The sequence below is a fragment of the Nonomuraea sp. NPDC001699 genome (genome assembly GCF_053596455.1).
The window spans coordinates 555486-577347 of the sequence record NZ_JBSFGF010000003.1 but is presented as its reverse complement, the minus strand read 5'-3'; the positions used below and the strand labels follow the sequence as shown (position 1 = coordinate 577347).

General features: G+C 72.9%; 16 protein-coding genes. 7 read left to right on the top strand and 9 right to left on the bottom strand.

Annotated elements, in window-relative coordinates; translation table 11 throughout:
• Nucleotides 1-7: 7 nt before the first annotated feature.
• On the bottom strand, nucleotides 8-1429 hold the full coding sequence (locus ACWCSU_RS12875) for a phytoene desaturase family protein (protein ID WP_449935031.1): 1422 nt from the start codon (nucleotides 1427-1429) through the stop codon (nucleotides 8-10).
• A gap of 56 nt (nucleotides 1430-1485) precedes the next feature.
• Entirely contained in the window at nucleotides 1486-2124 is a 639-nt protein-coding gene (locus ACWCSU_RS12870) for a DUF305 domain-containing protein (protein WP_449935030.1), read from the bottom strand.
• Nucleotides 2125-2245: 121 nt separating this feature from the next.
• On the opposite strand from ACWCSU_RS12870, the gene ACWCSU_RS12865 reads away from it, so the two are divergent.
• Nucleotides 2246-2947 (top strand): DUF3105 domain-containing protein, encoded by a 702-nt coding sequence (locus ACWCSU_RS12865; protein WP_449935029.1) that lies wholly within the window; start codon nucleotides 2246-2248, stop codon nucleotides 2945-2947.
• Nucleotides 2948-3006: 59 nt separating this feature from the next.
• On the opposite strand, the gene ACWCSU_RS12860 is transcribed toward ACWCSU_RS12865, so the two are convergent.
• Both ACWCSU_RS12860 and ald read right to left on the bottom strand, forming a co-directional pair.
• Nucleotides 3007-3501 carry an EF-hand domain-containing protein gene (locus ACWCSU_RS12860; RefSeq protein WP_364104772.1) on the bottom strand — a complete coding sequence of 165 codons (495 nt, stop codon included), beginning with the start codon at nucleotides 3499-3501 and terminating at the stop codon, nucleotides 3007-3009.
• 74 nt (nucleotides 3502-3575) lie between these two features.
• The gene (ald, locus tag ACWCSU_RS12855; RefSeq protein WP_357700831.1) at nucleotides 3576-4691 is read right to left on the bottom strand and encodes an alanine dehydrogenase; all 1116 of its coding nucleotides are present in this window, start codon (nucleotides 4689-4691) and stop codon (nucleotides 3576-3578) included.
• 166 nt (nucleotides 4692-4857) lie between these two features.
• Here ald and ACWCSU_RS12850 point away from each other — a divergent pair, with 166 nt between their 5' ends.
• A complete protein-coding gene (locus ACWCSU_RS12850) occupies nucleotides 4858-5787 on the top strand; it encodes an excalibur calcium-binding domain-containing protein (RefSeq protein WP_449935028.1) in 930 nt (309 codons plus the stop codon).
• Here ACWCSU_RS12850 and ACWCSU_RS12845 read toward each other — a convergent pair.
• From ACWCSU_RS12845 to ACWCSU_RS12835, 3 genes are read right to left on the bottom strand one after another with little or no spacing between them, the layout of a single operon-like run.
• Complete coding sequence (locus ACWCSU_RS12845; protein ID WP_357700827.1) at nucleotides 5784-7166, bottom strand: NCS2 family permease; 1383 nt, start codon at nucleotides 7164-7166, stop codon at nucleotides 5784-5786. The genes ACWCSU_RS12850 and ACWCSU_RS12845 overlap by 4 nt on opposite strands.
• 59 nt (nucleotides 7167-7225) lie before the next feature.
• A complete protein-coding gene (locus tag ACWCSU_RS12840) occupies nucleotides 7226-7459 on the bottom strand; it encodes an EF-hand domain-containing protein (RefSeq protein ID WP_357700825.1) in 234 nt (77 codons plus the stop codon).
• Entirely contained in the window at nucleotides 7443-9656 is a 2214-nt protein-coding gene (locus ACWCSU_RS12835) for a xanthine dehydrogenase family protein molybdopterin-binding subunit (protein ID WP_449935027.1), read from the bottom strand. Before ACWCSU_RS12835 ends, ACWCSU_RS12840 begins: the two co-directional genes overlap by 17 nt.
• Before the next feature lie 95 nt (nucleotides 9657-9751).
• Between ACWCSU_RS12835 and ACWCSU_RS12830 the strand changes: the two genes are divergently transcribed.
• Nucleotides 9752-11281 carry a PucR family transcriptional regulator gene (locus ACWCSU_RS12830; RefSeq protein WP_449935026.1) on the top strand — a complete coding sequence of 510 codons (1530 nt, stop codon included), beginning with the start codon at nucleotides 9752-9754 and terminating at the stop codon, nucleotides 11279-11281.
• A 2-nt stretch (nucleotides 11282-11283) separates the two neighbouring features.
• Here the strand turns inward: ACWCSU_RS12830 and ACWCSU_RS12825 are convergent, their stop codons facing one another.
• The gene (locus ACWCSU_RS12825) at nucleotides 11284-14094 is read right to left on the bottom strand and encodes a BTAD domain-containing putative transcriptional regulator (RefSeq protein WP_449935025.1); all 2811 of its coding nucleotides are present in this window, start codon (nucleotides 14092-14094) and stop codon (nucleotides 11284-11286) included.
• Nucleotides 14091-16889 (bottom strand): BTAD domain-containing putative transcriptional regulator, encoded by a 2799-nt coding sequence (locus tag ACWCSU_RS12820; protein ID WP_449935024.1) that lies wholly within the window; start codon nucleotides 16887-16889, stop codon nucleotides 14091-14093. The genes ACWCSU_RS12825 and ACWCSU_RS12820 overlap by 4 nt, the downstream gene beginning before the upstream one ends.
• Nucleotides 16890-17341: 452 nt before the next feature.
• Between ACWCSU_RS12820 and ACWCSU_RS12815 the strand changes: the two genes are divergently transcribed.
• From ACWCSU_RS12815 to ACWCSU_RS12800, 4 genes are all read left to right on the top strand, one after another.
• Nucleotides 17342-18625, top strand: coding sequence for a helix-turn-helix domain-containing protein (locus ACWCSU_RS12815; protein ID WP_449935023.1), 1284 nt, complete (start codon nucleotides 17342-17344; stop codon nucleotides 18623-18625).
• 44 nt (nucleotides 18626-18669) lie between these two features.
• Complete coding sequence (locus ACWCSU_RS12810; protein WP_449935022.1) at nucleotides 18670-19269, top strand: copper resistance CopC family protein; 600 nt, start codon at nucleotides 18670-18672, stop codon at nucleotides 19267-19269.
• The gene (locus ACWCSU_RS12805; RefSeq protein ID WP_357700812.1) at nucleotides 19266-21242 is read left to right on the top strand and encodes a cytochrome c oxidase assembly protein; all 1977 of its coding nucleotides are present in this window, start codon (nucleotides 19266-19268) and stop codon (nucleotides 21240-21242) included. The genes ACWCSU_RS12810 and ACWCSU_RS12805 overlap by 4 nt, the downstream gene beginning before the upstream one ends.
• A gap of 206 nt (nucleotides 21243-21448) precedes the next feature.
• A complete protein-coding gene (locus ACWCSU_RS12800) occupies nucleotides 21449-21838 on the top strand; it encodes a sensor histidine kinase (RefSeq protein ID WP_449935021.1) in 390 nt (129 codons plus the stop codon).
• Nucleotides 21839-21862: the final 24 nt, after the last annotated feature.

Here is a 21862-nt window from a genome sequence, read left to right as displayed (position 1 = left end):
GGAGCCGTCAGGAGGCGTGCCGCTCCGCCTGGGTGGCCAGGCGGGCGGCCTGCCAGCCGCCCATCCCGTGCACGCCGGGGCCCGGCGGCGTGGCGGAGGAGCAGAGGAACACCCCCGGCAGCGGGGTGCGCCACGGCGCGGGCGACCAGACCGGCCGCCGCACGAACTGGACCAGGTCGTTGAGCCCGCCGCCGATGTCGCCGCCGACCAGGTTGGGGTTGGCCGCCTCCAGGCCGGCCGGGCCCGTCGCGTGCCTGGCCAGCACCCGGTCGCGGAAACCGGGCGCGTAGCGTTCGATCTGGGCCTCGACGGCGTCCGTCATGTCCGCCGGCGAGCCGTTGGGGACGTGGCAGTAGGCCCACAGCGTGTGCCCGCCCCTGGTCGGATCGGCCGCGTACGGCTGCACGACCAGCACGTACGGGCGGGGCGAGAGCCGTCCGGCGGCGACCTCGGCCTCGGCGAGCGTGATCTCCTCCAGCGTGCCGCCGAGGTGCACGGTCCCGGCCCGCGCGACCTCCGGGTCACGCCACGGCACCGGCCCGTCGAGCGCCCAGTCCAGCTTGAAGACGCCGGGCCCGTACCGGTAGCGGCGCAGGCTCCGGCGATACCCGGCGGGCAGGTCGGCCATCGCGAGGAACTGCCGGGGCGTCACGTCGAGCACCACCGTCCGGGCGTCGAGCTCGTCGAGCCGCTCGACCCGGTGGCCGGTGACCGCCTCGCCGCCCAGCGACCTCAGCTCGGCCACCAGGGCGTCGGCCAGCACCTGCGAGCCGCCGCGCACGACCGGCCAGCCGACCAGGTGCGCCAGCGCCCCGAGCACCAGCCCGTAGCCGGCGCTGGTGGGGGAGCGCAGGTCGAGCATGGCGTGCGCGGACAGCCCGGCCAGCAGCGCCCGCCCCTCGACGGTCCGCAGCGCCCCCCGGCCGAACGTCGTGGCCGGCAGCACGGCCGCCGCCCCGAATCCGGCCGCCCGCGCGAACGTGCCAGGACCGGCCCGCCACGGCCCGAGCGGGCTGAGCAGCAGGTCGATGAGCGGGAACCCGCCCCGCGCCGCCGCGCCCGCGGTCGCCCGCCACACCCGGCCGTCCCGGCCCAGCCCCTCGGCCGTACGGTCGGCGTCCCGGTGCAGGAGCACGGCCGGACGGTCGTCGAGCGGATGGGCGGCGGCCACCGGAGGGTGGGCGAACTCGACCCCCTTGAGATCGAGCGCCCGGAACGCGGGCGAGGCCAGCGCCATCGCCATCACGGTGGCGCCCAGGTCGTGGACCCGGCCGGGCAGCGTCAGCTCGCCGGAACGCAGCCCGCCGCCGAACCGGTCGCCCGCCTCCAGCAGCAGCACCTCACGCCCGGCGCGGGCCAGCATGACGGCGGCCATCAGCCCGTTGGGCCCCGAGCCCACGACGACGGTCTCGGCTCCTGCGGTGATCATGGCGCCCGCCCTTCCCGCTCCGGGTCTCCAGCCTCTCACGCGCCCCCGCGCGGGGCTCAGGAGGCCAGGATCGACGGGTACGGCTGCGCGCCACGCTGCCTGAGCAGGTCGGTCATCAGCTTGATCTCACCGCTCTGCCCCTGGACGATCTTCTGGGCCATGCTGACCACCTCGTCCCGCTTGGACAGCTTCAGCAGCCCCTCGGCCATCTCCACGCCGCCCTCGTGGTGGCGGATCATGAGCTGGAGGAACAGCACCTCGGCCTGGACGCCCTGCAGCTCCTTGAGCTTGGCCAGCTCCTGCGGCGAGGCCATGCCCGGCATCGCGCCCGACGTTGCACCTGGCGCGGGCGTGGCCCCGTGGCCGTGGCCCGCCATCCAGGCCATCGGCCGCTGGTCGGTCGCCTGACCGAGATCCCACTGCTGCAACCAGCCCTGGAACATGCCGCGCTGGTTGGACTGCGTGGTGATGATGTCGAAGGCGAGGTTCCTGATCTCCTTGGCCGGGCCCTTGTCCCGGATGACGAACGCCATCTCCACGGCCTGCGCGTGATGCGTGGCCATGTCGCGGGCGAACCCGGCTTCGGGCGAGGAGTCTCCGGGAGTGCCGTCCCTGCCGAACAGCAGGGCCGCCGCGGCGGCGAGCACCAGCACGGCGCAGAGGATCAGAACGGGTTTTCTTGCGGGCTTTTCCATGGCCGCTCCAGACTACCCATGCCCCGCGCGAAGCTGTGATCCGACGCTTATGCGCCCCTTATTCTCCGCATACGCCGGTAGGGCATAGGGTGACCGCAGTCAGTACGCCGATGGAGGGACGATGACGAAGGAGAAGGCGCAGGCGAGGCGCGAGCATCTGCAGAAGATGCGGGCCGAGCAGCAGCGCAAACAACGCCGCGCCGCACTGCTCATGTGGGGGACGGGCGGTCTCATCGTCGTGGTCCTCGTCGGCGTGGTCGGGATCTACCTGGTCAACCAGGCCCGCGCGACCTCGCTCGACGCGGTGACCAGCTACAAGTACGAGGCCGGCCAGCACGTCGCCAAGACGGTCACGTACAAGGAGACCCCGCCCGTCGGCGGCGAGCACAACAACTACTGGCAGCAGTGCGCGGTCTACGACAAGCCGATCCACAACGAGCACGCGGTGCACTCGCTGGAGCACGGCGCGGTCTGGATCACCTACCGCCCCGACCTGCCCAAGGCGCAGATCGACGCGCTGAAGGAAGTGGCGACCTCCACGGGCCAGCAGGACTACATGCTGGTGAGCCCCTACCCGGGCCTGCCCGCGCCGCTGGTCGCCTCGACGTGGGGCCACCAGCTCAAGCTGCAGGACCCCGCCGACCCCAAGCTCAAGGCCTTCATCAAGAAGTACCAGAACGGGGCCGACACCCCTGAGCCGGGCGCCATCTGCGGCGGCCAGGACGCCATCACCACCACGTCCGACCAGGCCCCGCTGCCGCCCGAGCCGACCGGCAACACCCCGATGGAGACGCTCGCTCCCTCGCCCACCCAGTCGAAGTAGCACGCGTTCGGAACACGTCGAAGGGCCCGGCTCCGGCCGGGCCCTTCGACGTGTTCCCGCTAGAGCTCGCCGACGAGCAGGCCGCGGCGCAGGCGCGCGTACTCCTCGAAGGTGATGCGGCCGTCGCCGTCGGCGTCGGCCCGGTCGAAGGCGGCCGAGAGCCCGTCCTCGCGGATCCACAGGGTGCGGAACTCCTCGACGGTGAGCTCGCCGTCGCCGTCGTGGTCGGCGAGGTCGAAGGTGGCGCGCGACATGGGGTTCAGGACGCCGTCCAGCGCGCCCGTGCGCACCAGCGCCTGGAACGACTCGACGTACTCCTCCCTGCTGATGCGGCCGTCGCGGTCGGCGTCGAGGGCGTGGACGTGGGTGTCCCAGGCGTCGACGAACGCCTCGACGACCTTCTTCGCCTCGGGGGTGTCCGGCCGCGCGCCGGCCCGGTGGATGCGGTGCCGGGCCAGCGCGACGTAGTCGTCCCTGGTCAGGAAGCCGTCGCCGTCGGTGTCGAGGTCGTCGAAGTTGCGTTCAGCGCTGTCGCGCAGGAGCACCGGGTCCATCAAGCCTCCACGGTCACGGATCGTCATCGTCTTGTGACTCACCGTAACCCGTCGGTTCTCCGGAGGCCAGGCGCTCAGGCCAGCACCTCCTCCAGCGGCGACCACTCCAGGCCGTGCGCCTCGGCCACCGGCCGGCTGGTCAGGCGTCCCTCGTGGGTGCTCACGCCCGCCGCCAGGGCGGAGTCCGTGCGGACCGCCTCGCGCCAGCCCTTGCCCGCGACGGCCAGCGCGTACGGCAGCGTCACGTTGGTCAGCGCGAACGTCGACGTGTGCGGCACCGCCCCCGGCATGTTGGCCACGCAGTAGAAGACCGACTCGTGCACCCGGTACGTCGGCTCGGCGTGCGTGGTCGGCCGTGAGCCCTCGAAGCAGCCGCCCTGGTCGATCGAGATGTCCACCAGCACCGAGCCCGGCTTCATCCGGCTCACCAGGTCGTCGGTGACCAGCATGGGCGCCTTGGCCCCCGGCACCAGGACCGCGCCGATGACCAGGTCCGCCTCCAGCACGGCCTTCTCGACCTCCAGGGTGTTCGACGCGACCGTCTGGCAGTGGCCCTGGTAGATCATGTCCGCCTGGCGGAGCTTGTCGATGTTGCGGTCGAGGAGCAGCACCTCGGCCTGCATGCCGAGCGCGATGGCGGCGGCGTTCATGCCGGACACCCCGGCGCCGATCACCACCACGTTCGCCGCCCGCACGCCGGACACGCCGCCCATGAGCACGCCCCTGCCGCCCTGCGAGCGCATCAGGTGGTACGCGCCGACCTGCGGCGCCAGCCGTCCCGCCACCTCCGACATGGGGGCGAGCAGGGGCAGCGAGCCGTCCTTGTTCTGCACGGTCTCGTACGCGATGGCCGTGACGCCCGAGTCGAGCAGGGCCCTGGTCAGCGGGCCCGAGGCGGCCAGGTGGAGATAGGTGAACAGGATCTGGCCCTTGCGCATCCGGTGGTACTCCTCGGCCACCGGTTCCTTCACCTTCATGATCAGGTCGCACGTGGCCCACACCTCGTCGGCGTGCGGCGCGATGACGGCGCCCGCCGCGGCGTAGTCGTCGTCCGGGATGGCCGAGCCGAGGCCCGCCTCCCGCTCGACGTGGACCTGGTGCCCGTGGCGTACCAGTTCGTGGACGCCCGCCGGGGTGAGTGCGACGCGGTATTCGCTGTTCTTGACCTCGCGGGGAACTCCGACCTTCATGGGGTCATCCCTCGTTCGCGTGGAAAGTTGCCGACAACCAGCGTTCTCATTTCCATTTTTCCTCCGATCTCACGGAAAGGTGAGGATTTTTCGGCTGATTACCCCGCTGCTGCCCGTCCTCGATAAGCTCACCGGCAGCCCGAACGTCAGGATGGGGTCGTCAACGATGGACAAAGCGGTAGAGGCGCCTCCCGCGGAGCCGGAAGAGCCGGCCGAGCCGAGGGCCAGCCGTCTCACCACCATCGTCCTGACCGTCTCCCTCGTGCTCGTCGTCGCCGTCGCGGGCGTGCTCGGCACGGTCGCCGTCCTGATGACCAGGAGCCCCAACAGCCCGCTCCTCGGCGGCGCGCCGCCGCAGCGCCTGGCCACGCCCCTGCACTTCGCGCCGGTCAAGGAGACCAAGACCGCGCCCTGCCCCGGCGAGCCGGCCGTGCTCGACGAGCAGCAGACCACCTGTTACCTCCTGGAGGACGGCGTCACGGTCGGCGCCGTGCAGCGGATCGAGGCCGTCCGGGGAAGTGACGGCTCGTACTCGGTGCGCATCGCCGTCGCGCCCGTCTTCAAGGACCGGCTGGTGCGGCTCATCGACGAGCTCCAGCCCACGCAGCGGCAGCTCGCGATCGTGCTGGCGCCCGAGGGCGAGCAGACGCCCAAGACGGTCCTGGCCGCGCCGGTCGTCACGCAGAGCATGGACGGCGACAGCCTGAGCATCGCGGGCCTCACCAAGGAGGACGCCGATGCGCTGGTCACCCGCATGCTCGGCACGCCCGCGTCCCAGTCCGGGCAGCCCCAGCCGTCCCAGCCGGCCACGGACCAGCAGCCCCAGCAACCCGCGGACACGGGCCAGGGCACCGTGACCACCGGCCCGACCACCGGCCCGACCACCGGTCCGACCACTGGCTCCACCACAGGCCCGACCACCGGCTCGACCGCCCCCGCGGGCGTCGGGCGCGTCCCCGACAAGCGCTACGCGAGCTGCAAGGAGGCCCAGGCCGCCGGCGACGGCCCCTACACGCGCGGAACGCATGAGGAGTACTCCTGGTATCCCGACCTCGACGGCAACGGCGTGGCCTGCAACAGCGGTGACATCCGCTAACCGAACAGAGCCCGGAGGCCGTCGATCCCGAAGTAGGCCAGGAAGACCAGCGAGACGGCCCACAACAGCCACGGGATCTCCGCGAAGCGTCCCCGGGCCGCCTTGATCAGCGTGTAGGAGATCACCCCGGCCCCCACCCCGTTCGTGATCGAGTACGTGAACGGCATCAGCGCGATCGTCAGGAACGCCGGTATGGCCAGCTCGATGTCCGTCCACGGCACGTTCTTGGACTGCGTCATCATCAGCGCCCCGACCAGCACCAGCGCGGGGGCCGCCGCAGCCGCCGGGACCACCGCGGCGATCGGCGTGAACAGCAGCGTCAGCCCGAGCAGCGCCCCGGTCACGACGCTGGCCAGCCCGGTGCGCGCCCCCTCTCCCACACCGGCCGCCGACTCGACGAAGACGGTGTTGGCCGAAGCGCTGACCGAACCGCCGATCATGCCCGCGACGCCGTCCACGGTGAGGATGCGGCCCAGCCGCGGCACCCGTCCCACCTGGTCCACCAGCCCGGCCTCGTCGCTGACGCCGATGATCGTGCCCATCGCGTCGAAGAAGCCCGACAGCACCAGCGTGAACAGCACCACGGTCGCGGTCAGCGCGCCCGCCCTGACGAACCCGCCGAACAGGTCGAACTGCCACACCAGCCCGAAGCTCGGCGCCGAGACCAGGGACTCGGGCATGTGCGGGACCACCACGCCCCACTCCTCGGGCGGGATGGGGACCACCGAGTTGACCAGGACGGCCAGGACCGCGGTGACCGCGATGCTGATGAGGATGGCGGCCGGGGTCCTGCGCACGTACAGGACGATCATCAGCAGCAGGCCGGCGCAGAAGAGCGCGACCGGCCAGCCCGTGAGGTGGCCGGTCGCGCCGAGCTGCACGGGCGTGCCGCTTCCCCGGGCCACGAAACCGGCGTCCACCAGGCCGATCAGGGCGATGAACAGGCCGATCCCGACGCTGATCGCGTGCTTGAGCGCCAGCGGGATCGCGTTCATGATCAGGGTGCGCAGCCCGGTCACGGCCAGCACGATGATGACCGCGCCCTCCAGCACGACCAGGCCCATCGCCTGCGGCCAGGTCATGTGCGGCGCGGCCTGGTAGGCGACCACCGCGTTCAGCCCGAGCCCGGCGGCCAGGGCGAAGGGCGCGTTGCCGACGAACGCCATGAGCAGCGTGGAGATCGCGGCCGCCAGCGCGGTCGAGGTGGTCAGCTCGGCGATGGACAGCCGGGCGCCGGTGACGTCCTTGGCGCCGGCCAGGATGATCGGGTTGAGCAGGATGATGTAGGCCATCGCCATGAAGGTGGTCAGGCCGCCGCGGACCTCGCGTCCGACGGTCGTCCCCCGCCCGGTCAGCTCGAAGAGTCTGTCGAGCACCACGCAGTCCCCCTCATCATGATCGAGGGGAGTGCGGGTCACCTACCCGGCGGGGGACATGATCACGCTTTCTCGTGCCGCCCGTGGCCGACCAGGCCGACGAACTCCTCCAGCCCGATCCGGCCGTCGCCGTCGGTGTCGGCGGCCTTGATGAACGCCTCGATCTCCTCCTCGGACGCGCCGTGCACCCCCAGCGCCTCGTTGGCCTGCCTGATCTCGGCCGCGGTCAGCAGACCGTCGCCGTCGGTGTCGAAGCGACTGAACTCCGCCTCGGCGGCTTCACGACCGCTCGCCATCGGATACCTCCCCGTGATTGGACAAGGCGATATCTTCCGGCCTGACCGGAACGCGAGTCAACCGGAGCCCGGTGGCGGCGCGTACGGCGGCGACGACGGCCGGGGTGGAGGAGAGCGTGGGCGGCTCGCCGGCGCCGCGGAGGCCGTACGGCGCGGACGGGTCTGGATTTTCCAGGATTTTCAGCTGCATGGGCGGCATGTCGAGCATGGTGGGGATCAGGTAGTCGGTGAACGACGGGTTCAGCACCCGGCCCTCGCGTACCTGGATCTCCTCCATGAGCGCCAGCCCGAGACCCTGCGCCGTGCCGCCGTGGATCTGGCCCTCCAGCGCCTGCGGGTTCATGATCCGGCCCACGTCCTGCACCGCGGCCAGCTCCACGACCTTGACCAGCCCCAGCTCGGTGTCCACGTCCACCACCGCGCGGTGCACGCACAGCGCGAGCTGCGTGTGCGAGTCGCCCTGCCCGGTCACCGGGTCCATCGGGTACGTGGGCCGGTGCCGGTACTCGCGGATCTCCTCGATCGGCCCGAACCTGGCCAGCGCCTCCCGCGGCGGCAGCCCCTTGAACCGCTCGCGCACCGCCTCGCAGGCCGCCTTCACCGCACCGCCCGTCACGTACGACTGCCGTGAGGCCGACGACGAGCCCGCCGAGCCCACGGAGGTGTCGGCGGTCGCCACGGTCACGTCCTCGATGCCCAGCTCGGTACGCGCGATCTGGCCCTGGACGGTCACCACCCCCTGGCCCATCTCGGCCGCGGCGGTGTGCACGGTGACCCGCGGCTCGCCGCCCACCAGCTCGGCCCGCACCCTGGCCGTGGAGTAGTCGTCGAAGCCCTCGGAGAAGCAGATGTTCTTGAGGCCGACGCCGTAGCCGACGCCGCGCCGCACCGACTCGCCGTGCGTGGTCTGGGAGACGCCGCCCGGCAGCGCCCGCAGATCCGCCTCCGTACGGGCGGCGGGCATAGGCATGGCCTCCAGCTCGCGCAACATGCCGGCCAGCGGCGCGGGGGAGTCGATCACCTGGCCCGTGGCCAGCGCCGAGCCCTGGGAGACGGCGTTGCGCACCCGGATCTCGACCGGCGACAGGCCGCACGCCTCGGCCAGCCGGTCCATCTGCGACTCGTAGGCGAAGCACGCCTGCACCGCCCCGAACCCGCGCATCGCCCCGCACGGCGGGTTGTTGGTGTAGACGCCCACCGCGTCGATCCACACGTTCGGCACCTCGTACGGCCCCGCCCCCAGCGACGCCGCGTTGCCGACCACGGCGGGGGAGGAGGAGCAGTACGCGCCGCCGTCCAGCAGGATGTCGGCCTTGACGTAGATGAGCCGGCCGTCGCGGGTCGCGCCGTGCTCGTAGCGCATCCGGGCCGGATGGCGGTGCACGTGGCCGAAGAACGACTCCTCACGGCCATAGACGATCTTGACAGGGCGGTTCAGGCGCAGGGCCAGCATGCACGCGTGCACCTGCATCGACAGGTCCTCGCGGGCCCCGAACGCGCCGCCGACGCCCGACAGCGTCAGCCGTACCTTCTCCGGCGGCAGGCCCAGGCAGGGGGCGAGCTGGTCGCGGTCCACGTGCAGCCATTGGGTGGCGATGAACAGGTCCACGCCGCCGTCCTCGGCCGGGACCGCGAGCCCCGACTCCGGGCCGAGGAACGCCTGGTCCTGCATGCCGACCTCGTACTCGCCGGTGACGACGACCTCCGCCTCGAACGTGTCGCCCTTGCGCACCGGCTGGCGTCTGACGTACTCGCGGGACTCGCGCGGGTCGGTCACCGCCGGGCGCGGCTCATAGGCGACGACGATGGCCTCCGCCGCCCTGCGCGCGGTCTCCGGATGCTCGGCGGCCACCAGCGCCACCGGCTCGCCCTGGTGCCGGACCTGGTCGATGGCCAGCACGGGCTGGTCCTTGTGGTCGAGTCCGTAGAACTTCTCGCCGGGCACGTCCTCGTGCGTCAGGACGGCCAGCACGCCGGGGATCCGCAGCGCCGGGCCCACGTCGATCGAGCGGATCCAGGCCGAGGGGTGCGGGCTGCGCAGCGTCACGCCCCACACCATGCCGTCGAGCCACAGGTCGGAGGAGTAGGCGAACTCGCCGGTCACCTTCAGCGCCGCGTCCGGCCGCCGCGCGCTCGTGCCGACCCCCTCGGACCCGCCGACGCCTTCGGACCTGGTGGAGTGGACCGTCTCCGTCATCCTCCGAGTAGAGCACCGGCCCGGCCCGCCCTCCTATGCCCATGACGTGAAATCCCGGTCATCCCTTGACACAACGGCCTTGTATATTCCTCCAAGTGCGCATCAGTGACCTGCTGGCGATCGACGAGCTGGGTCTGAGGCTGCTGTCCGGCGACCCGGAGCGCGAGTTCGGCATGGTTCACATCACCGACCTGCCCGAGCCGGGGCGCTACCTGTCCGGCGGCGAGCTGGTGCTGACCGGGCTGATGTGGCGCGACACCGCCGCCGACTCCGCCCGCTTCGTGGCCGCCCTGGTCGAGGCCGGGGTGTCCGCCCTGGGCGCGGGCGCGGCCCGGCTCGGGCACGTGCCCGCCGACCTGGTCACGGCCTGCCGGCGGGCCGGGTTGCCGCTGGTCGAGGTGCCGGTCGAGGTCTCCTTCCGTACGCTGGCCGAGCTGGTCGCGCCCCGGTTGTCCGGCGACGCCCGCGACGCACTCGGACGCCACCGCAGGCTCGTGGCGGCCCTGGCCGAGGGCGCCGACCTGCGCGGGCTGTTCGAGCTGACCGCCGCCGAGCTGGGCGTCACCGGCGCCGTCCTGTCCGCGTCCGGCGAGGTGGTCGTCGGTACGGCCGCCGATCCCGTGGGGCTGGCCAGGGCGTACCTGGCCGCGTCCCGGCTGCCCGCGTTCGCCGGCGGCGCGACGCTCTTCGCCGTCGGCCGCGGGCACCGGGCGGCCGGCTGGGTCCTGGCCTGCGACGGCGACCTGCTCGGTCGCGCCGACCTCGGCTACGAGCTGGCCGCCTGCGTGGCCCTCGAACGCGGCCGCCTGGAGGAGGGCCGCCGGGTCGAGCGCCGCCTGGCCGGGCAGCTCGTGGCGGCCGCCCTGGCCGAGTCCGACGTGGCCGAGCTCAACGCCCGGCTGCGCACCTGCGGGATCGGCGCGGACGAGCCGTACGCGGTGGTCAGCGCCACCGCGCCGCGCCCGGGGGCGGCCCGCGGCCCGTCCCCGGCGGTGCTCGGCGGCCGGATCGTGGAGGAACTGCTCGCCCGCGAAACCGTGGCCGCCCCCGCCGCGGGTGTGCCGGCGGGCAGCGGTGACGCGGGGGCCGAGGGTGGGGCGGTGGCCGTGGTGGCGTTGCGGGGCAGGACCGCCGGGGAGCTGGCCACGCGGTTACGGGCCGGGGCCGCCGTGCTGGCCGCGCTGCCCGGCACCCGCCTGAGCGTCGGCCTGAGCGGCGCGCTGACCGGCGCCGCCGCGCTCAAGGGCGGCGTGGAGGAGGCCGGGCACGCCATGCGGCTGGCCGAGGCCCGCGACGGCGGCGTCGTCACCAGCGACGAGATCTACACCCACGCGCTGCTCCTGGCCACCGTGCCCGGCGACGTGCGCCGCTCCTTCGCCGACCGGCTGCTGTCCCCGCTGCTGGCCTACGACCGCCGCCACCAGTCCTGCCTCGTACGCACGCTCGACGTCTTCCTCGACTGCTCGGGCTCCTGGAACGCCTGCGCCGAACGGCTCCACGTGCACGTCAACACGGTCCGGTACCGCGTCCGCAGGATCGAGGAGCTGACCGGCAGGGACCTGTCGGCGATGTCCGACCGCGTCGACTTCTTCCTCGCCCTGCGCGACACCACCCCACCCCGCTGACCTCACGCCTCCCGCCCCGCCGCGCCCATCGCCTCCCGCACGGCCGCCAGCTCGGCCTCGGCCTGCCGCTGCCACAGGGTGTTGCCCCAGGAGTCGGCGTCGGCCACCGCGCCGGTCGCGTGGGACAGCGCCTCCTCCAGCCGGCCGAGCATCCTGCAGGCCCTCGACATGGTGATGAAACGCTCGACCATGAACCGGTACCCGGTCCTTTCGAGCAGCTTCATCGCCCCGCTCATGTGCTCCAGAGAGAGCTCGGGGTCGCCCAGGTCGAGCACGACCTGCGAGAGGATGGCCCGCGCGTGAGCCTCATGCGTCGTGTCGCCGCTCTCGCGCGCCGCGGCCAGGGCCCGTTCCAGAGGGTCCCGCGCCCGCGCGGGGTGGCCCATGCCCTGATGGATCGTCCCGAGCATGAGGCAGGCGAAGCGGACGCCGACCGGGGAGCCGATGCTCGTGGCGACCGCGAGCTGCTGTTCTGCGTGGGGCAACGCCTGTTCGTAGAGCTGCTTGGCGACGTAGGCGTTCGACAGGTTCCCCAGCACCCGCATCTGCCCGAAGCCGTCGCCGAGCCGCGTCGCGATGGCCAGCTCGGCCTCCAGGTGAGGGATCCCCTCCTCAGGACGCCCCGTCAGACGCAGCCCGTTGGCGACGTGGCCGTGGGCGATCTGCGCGCCGGCGTCGTCGCCCAGCCGTTCGCACACCCGCAGCGCCATGGTGTTGAGCGTGAGCATGTCGTGGCCGTCGTGCACCCGCTGCTGGTGCCACAGGAGCGCGAAGGCCAGCGTCACGCCCAGCTCCGCGATCTCGTCGTCGGCCGAGCCCAGCGCCTGGACGGCCGCCGCGTTCAGGACGTGCGCCTCCTGGAGCAACCAGCCCTGCGCCTCCTCGGCGGTCGAGAACTCGTGCGCCGGGCCGTCCACGTGCCGGGCGAGCTGCACCCGATGCGGGTCGATGACGACGCTGGCCAGCCGCGCGGACGCGGCGAAGTAGGCCAGCGCCCGCATGACGGGCGGTTTCCAGTCCTCGGGGCGCAGCTCGCCGGCGAAGAGCCTGACGAGGTCGTGCAACTGGTACCGGCCCGGTTCGGACTCCTCGACCAGGTGCGCGTCGGCCAGCCGGTCGAGCGCCCGCCGCGCCTCCTCCACCGCTGTGCCGAGCAGCATCGCCGCCACCTCCAGGGTGACGTCCGGCACGTTCAGCAGGCTCAGCAGCGGCAGGGCGTCCGCGGCCAGCCGGTCGAGGGGACGCGGGCTCGTCGCCAGCCCGGTGTGGCTGCCGCTGAGGCTGGAACGTACGGCCAGGTCGCCGGCGGTCAGCTCACGCAGCCGGTCGCGTTCGTCCGTCAGCCGCGAGGCCAGCGTGCCCACGGTCCACTCGGGATGGTCGGCCAGGCGCGCGCCCGCGATCCGCAGCGCGAGCGGGAGGCCGTCGCACAGGCCCACCAGGGCGGCGGTGTGGCCGGCGTCGGCCGACACCCGCTCGTCGCCGGCCAGGGTGGACAGCATGGCCGCGGCCTCGGGCCCGGGCAGCGGACGGAGCCGCAGCTGCACGCAGTCGTCGCCCGCCGTGAAGGACTCCCTGCTGGTCACGAGCAGCGTCACGCCCAGCGGCGTGCCGAGGAACGGCCTGATCTGCGCCAGGCCGGCCGCGTCGTCCAGGAGCACCAGCAGCTTCCTGCCGTGCAGCCTGCTGCGCCACATCGCCGCCGCCTCGTCCACGTCGACGGGGATGTCCGCGTTCGAGGCGCCGATCCCGCGCAGCAGCCGTGCGGCGATCTCGTGCGCCGGCATCGGCGCGACGCCCGGCGTGCCGCCGCGCAGGCCGATGGCGAGCTGCCCGTCCGGGAACCGGTCCTCGACCATATGCCCCACGTGCACGGCGAGCGCCGACTTGCCCACCCCCGGCGGCCCGGAGACGGCGACGACGGGATGGGGCGGCCCGTCCTGCGGCGCCAGCAGCGACCTCAGCCGGGCCACCTCCTGGGACCGGCCGATGAACCCGATGAGATCGCGCGGCAACTGCCGGGGCACGGCGGGACGGGCGGACGGGGGCTCCTCGTCGCCGCCGGACAGGACCAGCCTGTGCGCCGCGCGCAGACCCTCGCCGGGCAGGACGCCGAGTTCTTCGTCCAGGGTGCGCCTGGCCCTCTCGTAGGCCAGCAGCGCGTCCGCCTGGCGGTCGGCGCCGTGCAGCGCCAGGACGAGCAGTTCGTGCAGGTGCTCCCGCAGCGGATGACGTGCGACCAGCTCTCGTAGACCGACGACGGCCTCGCGGTGTCGCGCGAGCCGGAGCAGGGTCTCGGCGCGGGCCTCGGAGGCGCTCAGGGACAGCTCCTCCAGCCGGGCGCGCTCGGCCTCGGCGAAGGGACCGGTCAGGCCGCTCAGGGCCACGCCGTGCCACAGGGCCAGCGCCTGGTCCAGCACGCGCAGGGCGTCCTCCCCGCGGGCGGCGCCGAGGAGGCGCGCCTCGTCCAGCAGCTCTGTGAACAGGCAGGAGTCCACCTGGCGCGGAGAGAGCAGGAGCCGGTATCCGCCGGACTCCCCGACGAGGACCGTCGAACGCCGGCGGGGCTCGCGCCCCGGTTCCAGCGCCCGCCGCAGCCCCGCCACGTACGTGTAGACGCTCTGCTCGGCGCTGGCGGGCGGACGCTCGCCCCACAGGCCCTCCAGGAACTGCCTCATCGTGACGACCCGGCCCGGGGGAGAGGCCAGCATCGCGAGGACCGCGCGCTGCCGCGCGGCCCCGAGGTCGGCCTGCTCGCCGTCGAGCACAGCGGTCACCGGGCCGAGCAGGCGGATGCCGATGCCGTCGGTCATCGGCACCTCGCGAGGGCCTCGTGCACGGCGGCCTGCTCTTCCCTGGCCTCCGTCTCCCACTCCGCCAGCCCGTCGGCCCCGGCCACCGCCTCGGTGACGTGGGCCAGCGCCAGGTCGAGCTCGCCCATGGCCCGGTACGTGCGCGACAGCCCGACCAGGTCGCGCAGCCGTCCCACCCGGTAGCCGGCCCGCTCGATCAGCTCCAGGGCGATGAGGTAGTGGGGCAGGGCGTGCTCCGGCTCGCCCCGGCCGAGGTGCACCCGGCCGAGGACCGCGCGCAGCTGCGCCTGGTGCGTCCGGTCGCCCACCTCTTCGGCCTCGGCCAGGGCCTGGGTGAGGATCTTGTGGGCCTCCTCCGCCCGGCCGCGGGCCTGGTGGGCCTCGCCGATGACGAGCATGGCGTACCGGGCGCCCACCCGCGCGCCGATGAGGTCGGCGATCGCGAGCTGCTGTTCGGCCAGGACGATCGCCTGCTCGTACTGGCCGTCGTTGACGTACGTGTTGGCGAGGTTGCCCAGCGCGCGCTGCTCGGAGAAGGCGTCGCCGAGCCGCCTGGCCAGGGCCAGCTCGGCCCGCAGGTGCTCGACGGCCTCCTCGTGCCGCCCCCGCATGCGCAGGGTGTTGGCGAGCAGGCCCCGGGTGTGCATCATGCCCTCCAGGTCGCCGAGTCGTTCGCACACCTCCAGCGCCGCCGAGCTGAGCTCGATCATCTCCCGCGTCCGGAAGCTCCGCTGGCAGGGCCATTCCAGGGCGAGGGTGAGCGCGACCCCCATCGCGGCGACGTCGTCGTCCTGGGCGGCGAGCGCCTGGCGGGCCGCGGCCTCCAGCACGCCCTCCTCCTCCTGCAACCAGGCCGTCGCCTCCTCCTGACCGGCGACCAGGTGCGCGGCCGCCTCGGGAGCCGGGCCGCGCAGCACGCGGTGCGGGTCCATGACACTGCCGGCCAGCCGGGCGGAGGCCGCGTAGTACGCGACCGCCCGCAGCACCGGCTTCTTGGAGTCGGGGGGACGCAGCTCGCCCGCGAACAGGCGGACGAGGTCGTGGAGCTGGTAGTGGCCCGGCCGGGGACGGTCCAGCAGGTGCGCGTCGGTCAGCCGCTCCAGGGCCAGGTCGGCGTCGGCGGGATCGGCGTCGAGCAGCGCGGCGGCGGCCTCGGCGGTGATCTCCGGCACGTGCAGCAGGCCCAGCAGGGACAGCGTGCGGGCGGCCAGCCGGTCGAGGGGACGCGGGCTGCGTTCGAGCGCGGTGAGGCTCGCCGCCAGACCGGCGCGGACGGCCAGGTCGCCGGCCACGAGCTCGTGCAGCCGCCGCCGTTCGTCGCCCAGCCGGCCGGCCATCGTGGCGACGGTCCAGTCGGGGCGGCTGGCCAGGCGGGCCCCCGCGATGCGCAGCGCCAGCGGCAGGCCCTCGCAGAGCCGTACGAGCTCGGCGGTGTCGTCCGCGCCGGCCCGCACGCGCTCCTCGCCGGCCAGCCCGGCCAGCATCGCGGCCGACTCGGCCTGGGACATCCGGCCGAGTTCGAGCTGGTAGGAGTCCTCGCCCCAGGTCATGCTCTCGCGGCCGGTCACCAGCAGCGCGGTGCCGAAGGGGGTGGACAGCAGCGGGCGGATCTGCGCCAGGTCGGCGGCGTCGTCCAGCAGGACGAGGATCCGGCGGCCGTGCAGGAGGCTGCGCCACATCGCCGCGGCCTCGTCCAGGTCGGCGGGTACGGCGTCGGCCGCCACTCCCAGCCCCCGCAGGAACCGGCCGAGCACGTCGAGCGCGGTCAGCGCGGGCAGCTCCGGCGTCGCGCCGCGGCAGTTGACGAACAGCTGGCCGTCGGGGAAACGGTCCTGCACCAGGTGGGCGGCCTGGGCGGCCAGCGCCGATTTCCCGACGCCCGGCGGCCCTGAGACGATCACCAGCGGCGTCGGCGGACGCCCTTCGCCGGGGGCCAGCCGCCTCTCCAGCTCCTCCAGCTCGCGCGAGCGGCCCACGAACCCGGCCAGGTGGCGCGGGAGCTGGCGCGGCACGCCGTCACCGGGCCAGGGCCAGGACTCCCCGCGCAGCACCAGTTGGTGACACTTGCGTAACCCCTCGCCCGGCGTCAGGCCCAGCTCCTCCAGGAGCAGGACCCGGCCCTCGTCGTAGACCTCCAGCGCCTCGGCCTGACGGCCCGACCGGTAGAGGGCCAGCATGAGCAGCTCGCGGGCACGTTCGCGTAACGGATGGCGGACGGTCAGGTCGCGCAGGTCGTCGGTGATCTCGTGGTGGCGGCCCAGATGTAACAGGCTCTCGTAGCGCTGCTCCAGCGCGGTCAGGCGTAACAGCTCCAAACGGGAGCGCTCCCGCTCGGCGAACGGGCCGGTCAGGCCGCTCAGCGCGGTGCCGCGCCACATCGCCAGGGCCTCGTCCAGGATCTGCACCGCCCGGCGGTCGTCGCCGTCGCGCCGGCACAGCAGGGCGTCGTCGAGCCGCGCGGCGAAGCGGAGGGAGTCGACCTGTCCGGGCTTGATGTCGAAGACGTATCCCGCGTCGGTGCCCGCCAGCAGCCGCGACGGTGCCCGCCGCCCGCGGTCGGGCTCGAAGGCGCGGCGCAGGCCGGCGACGTAGGTGTAGACGCTCTGCTCGGCGTTGCGCGGCGGTTCGTCGCCCCACACCTCGTCGACGAGCCGCCTCATCGGGACGGGCCGGGCGGCGGCCGAGGCGAGGACGGCCAGGGCGGCGCGCTGCCGGGCCGGGCCGAGATCGAGGGGCTGGAACGCGCGTTCGGCGCGCACGGTGCCGAGAAGGCGAATGTAGATGTCGTCGCTCACGCGTCCTCCCCGCTTGGGCCCCACGCCCCCCTTAACAGGGCAGCGTAATCACATTTGACGGGCGGTAAAGCGGATGGGCGACTGTAGATCAAATGTAGACGGCATCCGGTAGGCTCGCCGCCAGATGCCGGAAGAGGGGGCACATCCAGGAGTTTCGGGGGCCGGGTTGCCCCCTGTTTGCCGGTGAGTACGCGCCTACGGGCCAGGTGCGGTTCTGAGCCCGGACGTACCCTGTACCCCCTCTTGCGGATTGTGTCAGCAGCAGTCCTGGTCGTCCTGGAACGAAGTGAGGGCAGACGTCGAAGCCTGTGCGGCCGTAACATTGCCTCCAACAGTCACCAAGGCGACAACCACGGTGACTAGCGCCGACAGGGCAATACGCATGCGCATGGGGGGTTCTCCCTCGCCTATGTGGGGTTGCTCGGACCTCATCCTCTCAGGGAGCAACGACTGTGACCACTTCTGACCTGGTCGGACTCCGCATCAAGACCGTTCGGCGGCAACGTGGCCTGTCCCAGGCCCAGTTGGCGCACCCAGAGTTGTCGGACAGCTACGTCTCCTTGATCGAGAGTGGCAAGCGTACCCCGACCCCCGCGGTCCTGGAGCTGCTGGCGCAGAAACTGGACTGCTCGCTGTCCTATCTGATCAACGGCGTGACCGCCGAGCAGATGGAGGACATCGAGCTGGCCCTCGGCTACGCGCGCCTGGCGCTGGAGAACGGTGAGATCTCCGAGGCCCGCACCCGCTACACCGAGCTGCTGGCGAACAACAACCTGACAGGCTTGACGGCCCTCCGTCAAGAGACCGAGTTCGGGCTCGCGTTCGCCACCCACGCCAGCGGCGACTTCGACGGCGCGATCGCCATCCTGCTCCGGCTGTCGGAGGAGGAGGTGTCCTCCGACCGCCGCATCGAGATCGCCACGAGCCTGTGCCGGGCCTACCGGGAGAGCGAGCGGCTCACCGAGGCGGTCGAGGTCGCCGAGCAGATGCTGAGCAGCAGCACCCGGCCCGCGTGGAACGATCTGCTGGTCGAGCTGGGCGCCGGCTTGCTCGCGGCGTATCGGGAGCGCGGCGACCTGCTGCGCGCCCGGCAGTTCGCCGCGGAGCTGCTCAACGCCGCCGACGCCCTCGGCACCCCCCGCTCCGTCGTGGCGGCCAACTGGCAGGCCTCCAACACCGCCTCCGCCACCGGGCACGCCGAGGAGGCGCTGTCCTTCGCCGAGCGGGCCATGGCCGTGCAGCTGGAGACCGGGCAGCCGGGCAGCGTCGCCAGGATGCGGCTCGCGCTGGCCCGCAAGCGGCTGCTGGCCCGTCCCGAAGAGGCCGCGGCCGTGCGCGACGTGCTGCGCGGAGCGGTCGTGGAGTTCGAGCAGACCGCCACCAGCACCGTCGAACGGGCGCGGGTCCTCGTGGAGCTGGCCCGTGCCGAGTGCGTGACCGGCGACCTCGCCGACTCCGTGGAGCACGCGAGCAGGGGCCGCGCGCTGCTGCCCAACACCGGCATGGCGCTCAGGGCCGAGGCGGACCTCCTGCTCGGCTGGGTCTACGGCTCGGTCGGCCGGATGGACCAGGCCGAACGGCACCTGTCCTCCGTACGGGAGTCGCTGGCGCCGTTGCCCGAGTCGCGCCGGTCGGCCTCCACCTGGTACGCCACCGCCGAGACGATGGAGAAACTGGGCGACTCCGACGGCGCCGTCGACGCCTACCAGCGGGCACTCGCCTGCGCGGGTCTATAGCGAGGTCAGGACCGGGCGGTGGCGTCGGTAGCCTTGGTGATGCCATGAAGAGTTCCCCGCTCGCGGCACTCACCGCGATTCTCGCCGCCCTGTTCGTGCTCGGCACCGCCACGCCGGCGCTGGCCCACGACTCACTCAAGACCAGCGACCCGGCCAAGGGCGCCAAGGTCGAGGCTCTCGACGAGGTCAGGCTCGAGTTCACCGCCAAGGTGCGCATGCCGTTCGTCATCGTCCGGGGCGCGGGCGAGGCCGTCTTCCAGGAGGGCAAGCCGGAGCTCGACGGCGCGGTGGTGCGGCAGGCGGTCAAGGGGCCGCTGCCGGACGGGAAGTACACCATCGCCTACCGGGTCGTCTCCTCCGACGGACACCCGCTGGAGGGCGAGATCCCCTTCACGGTCGAGGGGGCCCCGGCGCCCTCCCCGAGCGCGTCGGCCACCGATCCGGCCACCGATTCGAGTACGGCCGCGCCCTCCACCGCCGCCCCCGCTCCCTCCTCCGCCGCGGCGGCCGCACCGGCGGCCGAGGCCGACCAGGCGGCGGCCACGCAGAAGGGCGGCTTCCCGACCTGGCTGGTCATCGTGATCGGCGCACTGGTCGGCATCGGCATCGGGTTCCTGTTCAGCGCGCGGAAGAAGAAGCCATGAGCAGAACGGCGCGTCTCGCGCTCGCGGGCGCGGTCGCCGCGGTCGCCGCCCTGGTGATCGGCATGATCGCCGGCGGCCGGGCCTTCCCCCGGATCATCCCCGGGCTGCCCGACGCCGGGGCGGTGGTCAGGTGGGGCCTGCCGCTGTCCAAGCTGCTGATGGACGTCACCGGCGTCCTCACCGTCGGCCTGCTGCTGACGGCCGCCCTGCTGCTGCCCAACGACAAGGGCATGCTCGGCAAGCCGGGCCTCCTCTACGTCAAGGCCGCGTCCTGGACGGCGCTCGCCTGGGCCGGGTCGGCGTTCCTGGCCATCGTGTTCTCCACGGCCGACTCCTGGGGCCGTACGGTCCCGCAGATCCTCAACAGGGAGTACCTGACCAGCACCGCCACCCAGACCACCCAGGGCGTGGCGCTCACGCTGGTGGTGCTGTTCGGGGTGGCCATCGCGCTGTTCTCGCGCGGCGCGATCACCGCCGGGGCCGCGGCCGGCCTGCTGGTGTTCGCGCTGGTGACGATGTTGCCTGCGCCGCTGACCGGCCACACCTCCTCCTCGCCCAACCACGACCTGGCCACCTCGGCGGTGTCGCTGCACCTGCTCGCGCTCGCCCTGTGGGTGGGCGGCCTGGTCGTGCTGGCCGCGCACGCGGTGCGCGGGCAGCCGCAGCTCACCGTGGCCGCCGCCCGGTTCTCCGCGATGGCGCTGTGGTGCTTCGTCGCGGTCGGCCTGTCCGGCGTGTTCAGCCTGGTCGCCCGGCTCGGCGCGGTGTCCGACCTGTGGACCACCCAGTACGGCCTGCTGGCCCTGGCCAAGATCGTCGCCTTCGTGCTGCTCGGCTACGTCGGCTACTGGCACCGGCAGCGCACGCTCGTCGACCTGGAGGCCGGCCGGCCCAGGGCGTTCACCCGGCTGGCCGGCGGCGAGACGCTGCTCATGCTGGCCACCGTCGGGCTGGCCGTCGCGCTGTCGCGCACGCCGCCCCCCGAGTTCAGCGTGCCCGCCGACCGGGCCTTCGATCTGCTCGGCTTCCCCCTCCCGCCGGAGCTCACGCTCGCGAACGTGTTCTCGCTGTGGTGGTTCGACCTGTTCTTCGCGGCGGTGGCCGCCGTGCTCGCCGGGCTCTACGGCGCCGGCGTCTACCGGCTGATGCGGCGGGGAGACTCCTGGCCGTGGGGGCGCACGGCCGCCTGGTTCATCGGCATCGCGCTGCTGGTGTTCGCCACGCAGAGCGGCCTGGCCCGCTACGCCAAGGTCCTGTTCGACGTCCACATGATCGAGCACATGACGCTCTCCATGATCGTGCCGATCTTCCTGGTCCTCGGCGGCCCGGTCACGCTGGCGCTGCGGGCGATCAAGCCGGCGGCCAAGCGGGGCGACAGGGGGCCCCGGGAGTGGATCACGACCATCCTGCACAGCCGGGTGGTCAAGGTCCTGTCCCATCCGGTCGTGGCGACGGCCATCTTCGTCGCCTCCACGTACGCCCTCTACTTCACGCCGCTGTTCGAGTCGGCCATGCAGGAGCATCTGGGGCACATCTGGATGACGCTCCACTTCCTGCTCAGCGGCTCCCTGTTCTTCTGGGTGATCATCGGAGTCGACCCGGGGCCGAGCAGGCTCCCGTACGTCGGCCGGCTGCTGATGCTCTTCGTCACCATGCCCTTCCACGCCTTCTTCGGCGTCGCGCTGATGATGACCGGCTCGGTGATCGCCTCCGGCTGGTACGAGCAGCTCGGCCGTACGTGGGGCGACAACCTCCTGCAGACCCAGCAGGACGGCGGGGCCATCGCGTGGGGCTTCGGCGAGATCCCGACGTTGCTCGTGCTGCTGGCCATCGCCGCGCAGTGGTACCGCGACGACGAGCGGCAGGCCCGGCGCACCGACCGCAAGGCCGACCGGGGCGGCGCGGGCGACACCGAACTCGACTCCTACAACGCCTATCTCGCCCGCCTCAACCGCGCTGACAAGGGCGAGTAGCGGTTCGGCCACGGCACCCTATCCTCCCACCACGGGTCTCAGGACCGCCAGGTAGCCTGTCTCACAGGGGAGATGGGCATAACCTCATCAGCTAGCGTGCGCAGACCTTGAGGGGGGATTGCGCGACGCGTGCGGGGCGCCGGAGTGGGGACCGGCGCCGGCCCGGGGTGCCGAGGAAGGCGAAACCATTGGCGGAAGAGACACGCATGCGCGGGGGGCAGAGCCTGGCCGAGGCGCTCGAAGGCCTTCTGGCGCAGTGGTCGGAGCGGACCGGGATCGCCGTCGAGACCTGGGCGCTGCCCGGGACGGACGTGCCGTCGCGGGTGTCGTCCGGCGTCATGGAGACGATGCGGGAGGCGTTGTCCAACGTCGAGCGCCACAGCCGGGCCCGCACGGTCGCGGTGGCGGTGACCATGGGCCCGAGCGGCCTGCGCCTGACCGTCAGCGACGACGGCCAGGGCTTTCCCGAGGGCGGCGCAGGGCGCGGGATCGCCCGGATGCGGGCCGCGTTCGCCGAGCTCGGCGGCAGCCTGTCGGTCAGCGCCGTGCCCGGCGAGGGCACGACGGTGAGCGGGGCGATCCCCCGGCGGCGCTGACCGGCGGGAGCCGTCCAGGCAGGT

Coding starts and splice junctions, on each gene's coding strand:
- ACWCSU_RS12870 (WP_449935030.1), bottom strand. CDS start 2,124: ATGGAAAAGCCCGCAAGAAAACCCGTTCTGATCCTCTGCGCCGTGCTG.
- ACWCSU_RS12825 (WP_449935025.1), bottom strand. CDS start 14,094: ATGACCGACGGCATCGGCATCCGCCTGCTCGGCCCGGTGACCGCTGTG.
- ald (WP_357700831.1), bottom strand. CDS start 4,691: ATGAAGGTCGGAGTTCCCCGCGAGGTCAAGAACAGCGAATACCGCGTC.
- ACWCSU_RS12810 (WP_449935022.1), top strand. CDS start 18,670: ATGAAGAGTTCCCCGCTCGCGGCACTCACCGCGATTCTCGCCGCCCTG.
- ACWCSU_RS12875 (WP_449935031.1), bottom strand. CDS start 1,429: ATGATCACCGCAGGAGCCGAGACCGTCGTCGTGGGCTCGGGGCCCAAC.
- ACWCSU_RS12850 (WP_449935028.1), top strand. CDS start 4,858: ATGGACAAAGCGGTAGAGGCGCCTCCCGCGGAGCCGGAAGAGCCGGCC.
- ACWCSU_RS12835 (WP_449935027.1), bottom strand. CDS start 9,656: ATGACGGAGACGGTCCACTCCACCAGGTCCGAAGGCGTCGGCGGGTCC.
- ACWCSU_RS12860 (WP_364104772.1), bottom strand. CDS start 3,501: ATGGACCCGGTGCTCCTGCGCGACAGCGCTGAACGCAACTTCGACGAC.
- ACWCSU_RS12800 (WP_449935021.1), top strand. CDS start 21,449: ATGCGCGGGGGGCAGAGCCTGGCCGAGGCGCTCGAAGGCCTTCTGGCG.
- ACWCSU_RS12805 (WP_357700812.1), top strand. CDS start 19,266: ATGAGCAGAACGGCGCGTCTCGCGCTCGCGGGCGCGGTCGCCGCGGTC.
- ACWCSU_RS12840 (WP_357700825.1), bottom strand. CDS start 7,459: ATGGCGAGCGGTCGTGAAGCCGCCGAGGCGGAGTTCAGTCGCTTCGAC.
- ACWCSU_RS12865 (WP_449935029.1), top strand. CDS start 2,246: ATGACGAAGGAGAAGGCGCAGGCGAGGCGCGAGCATCTGCAGAAGATG.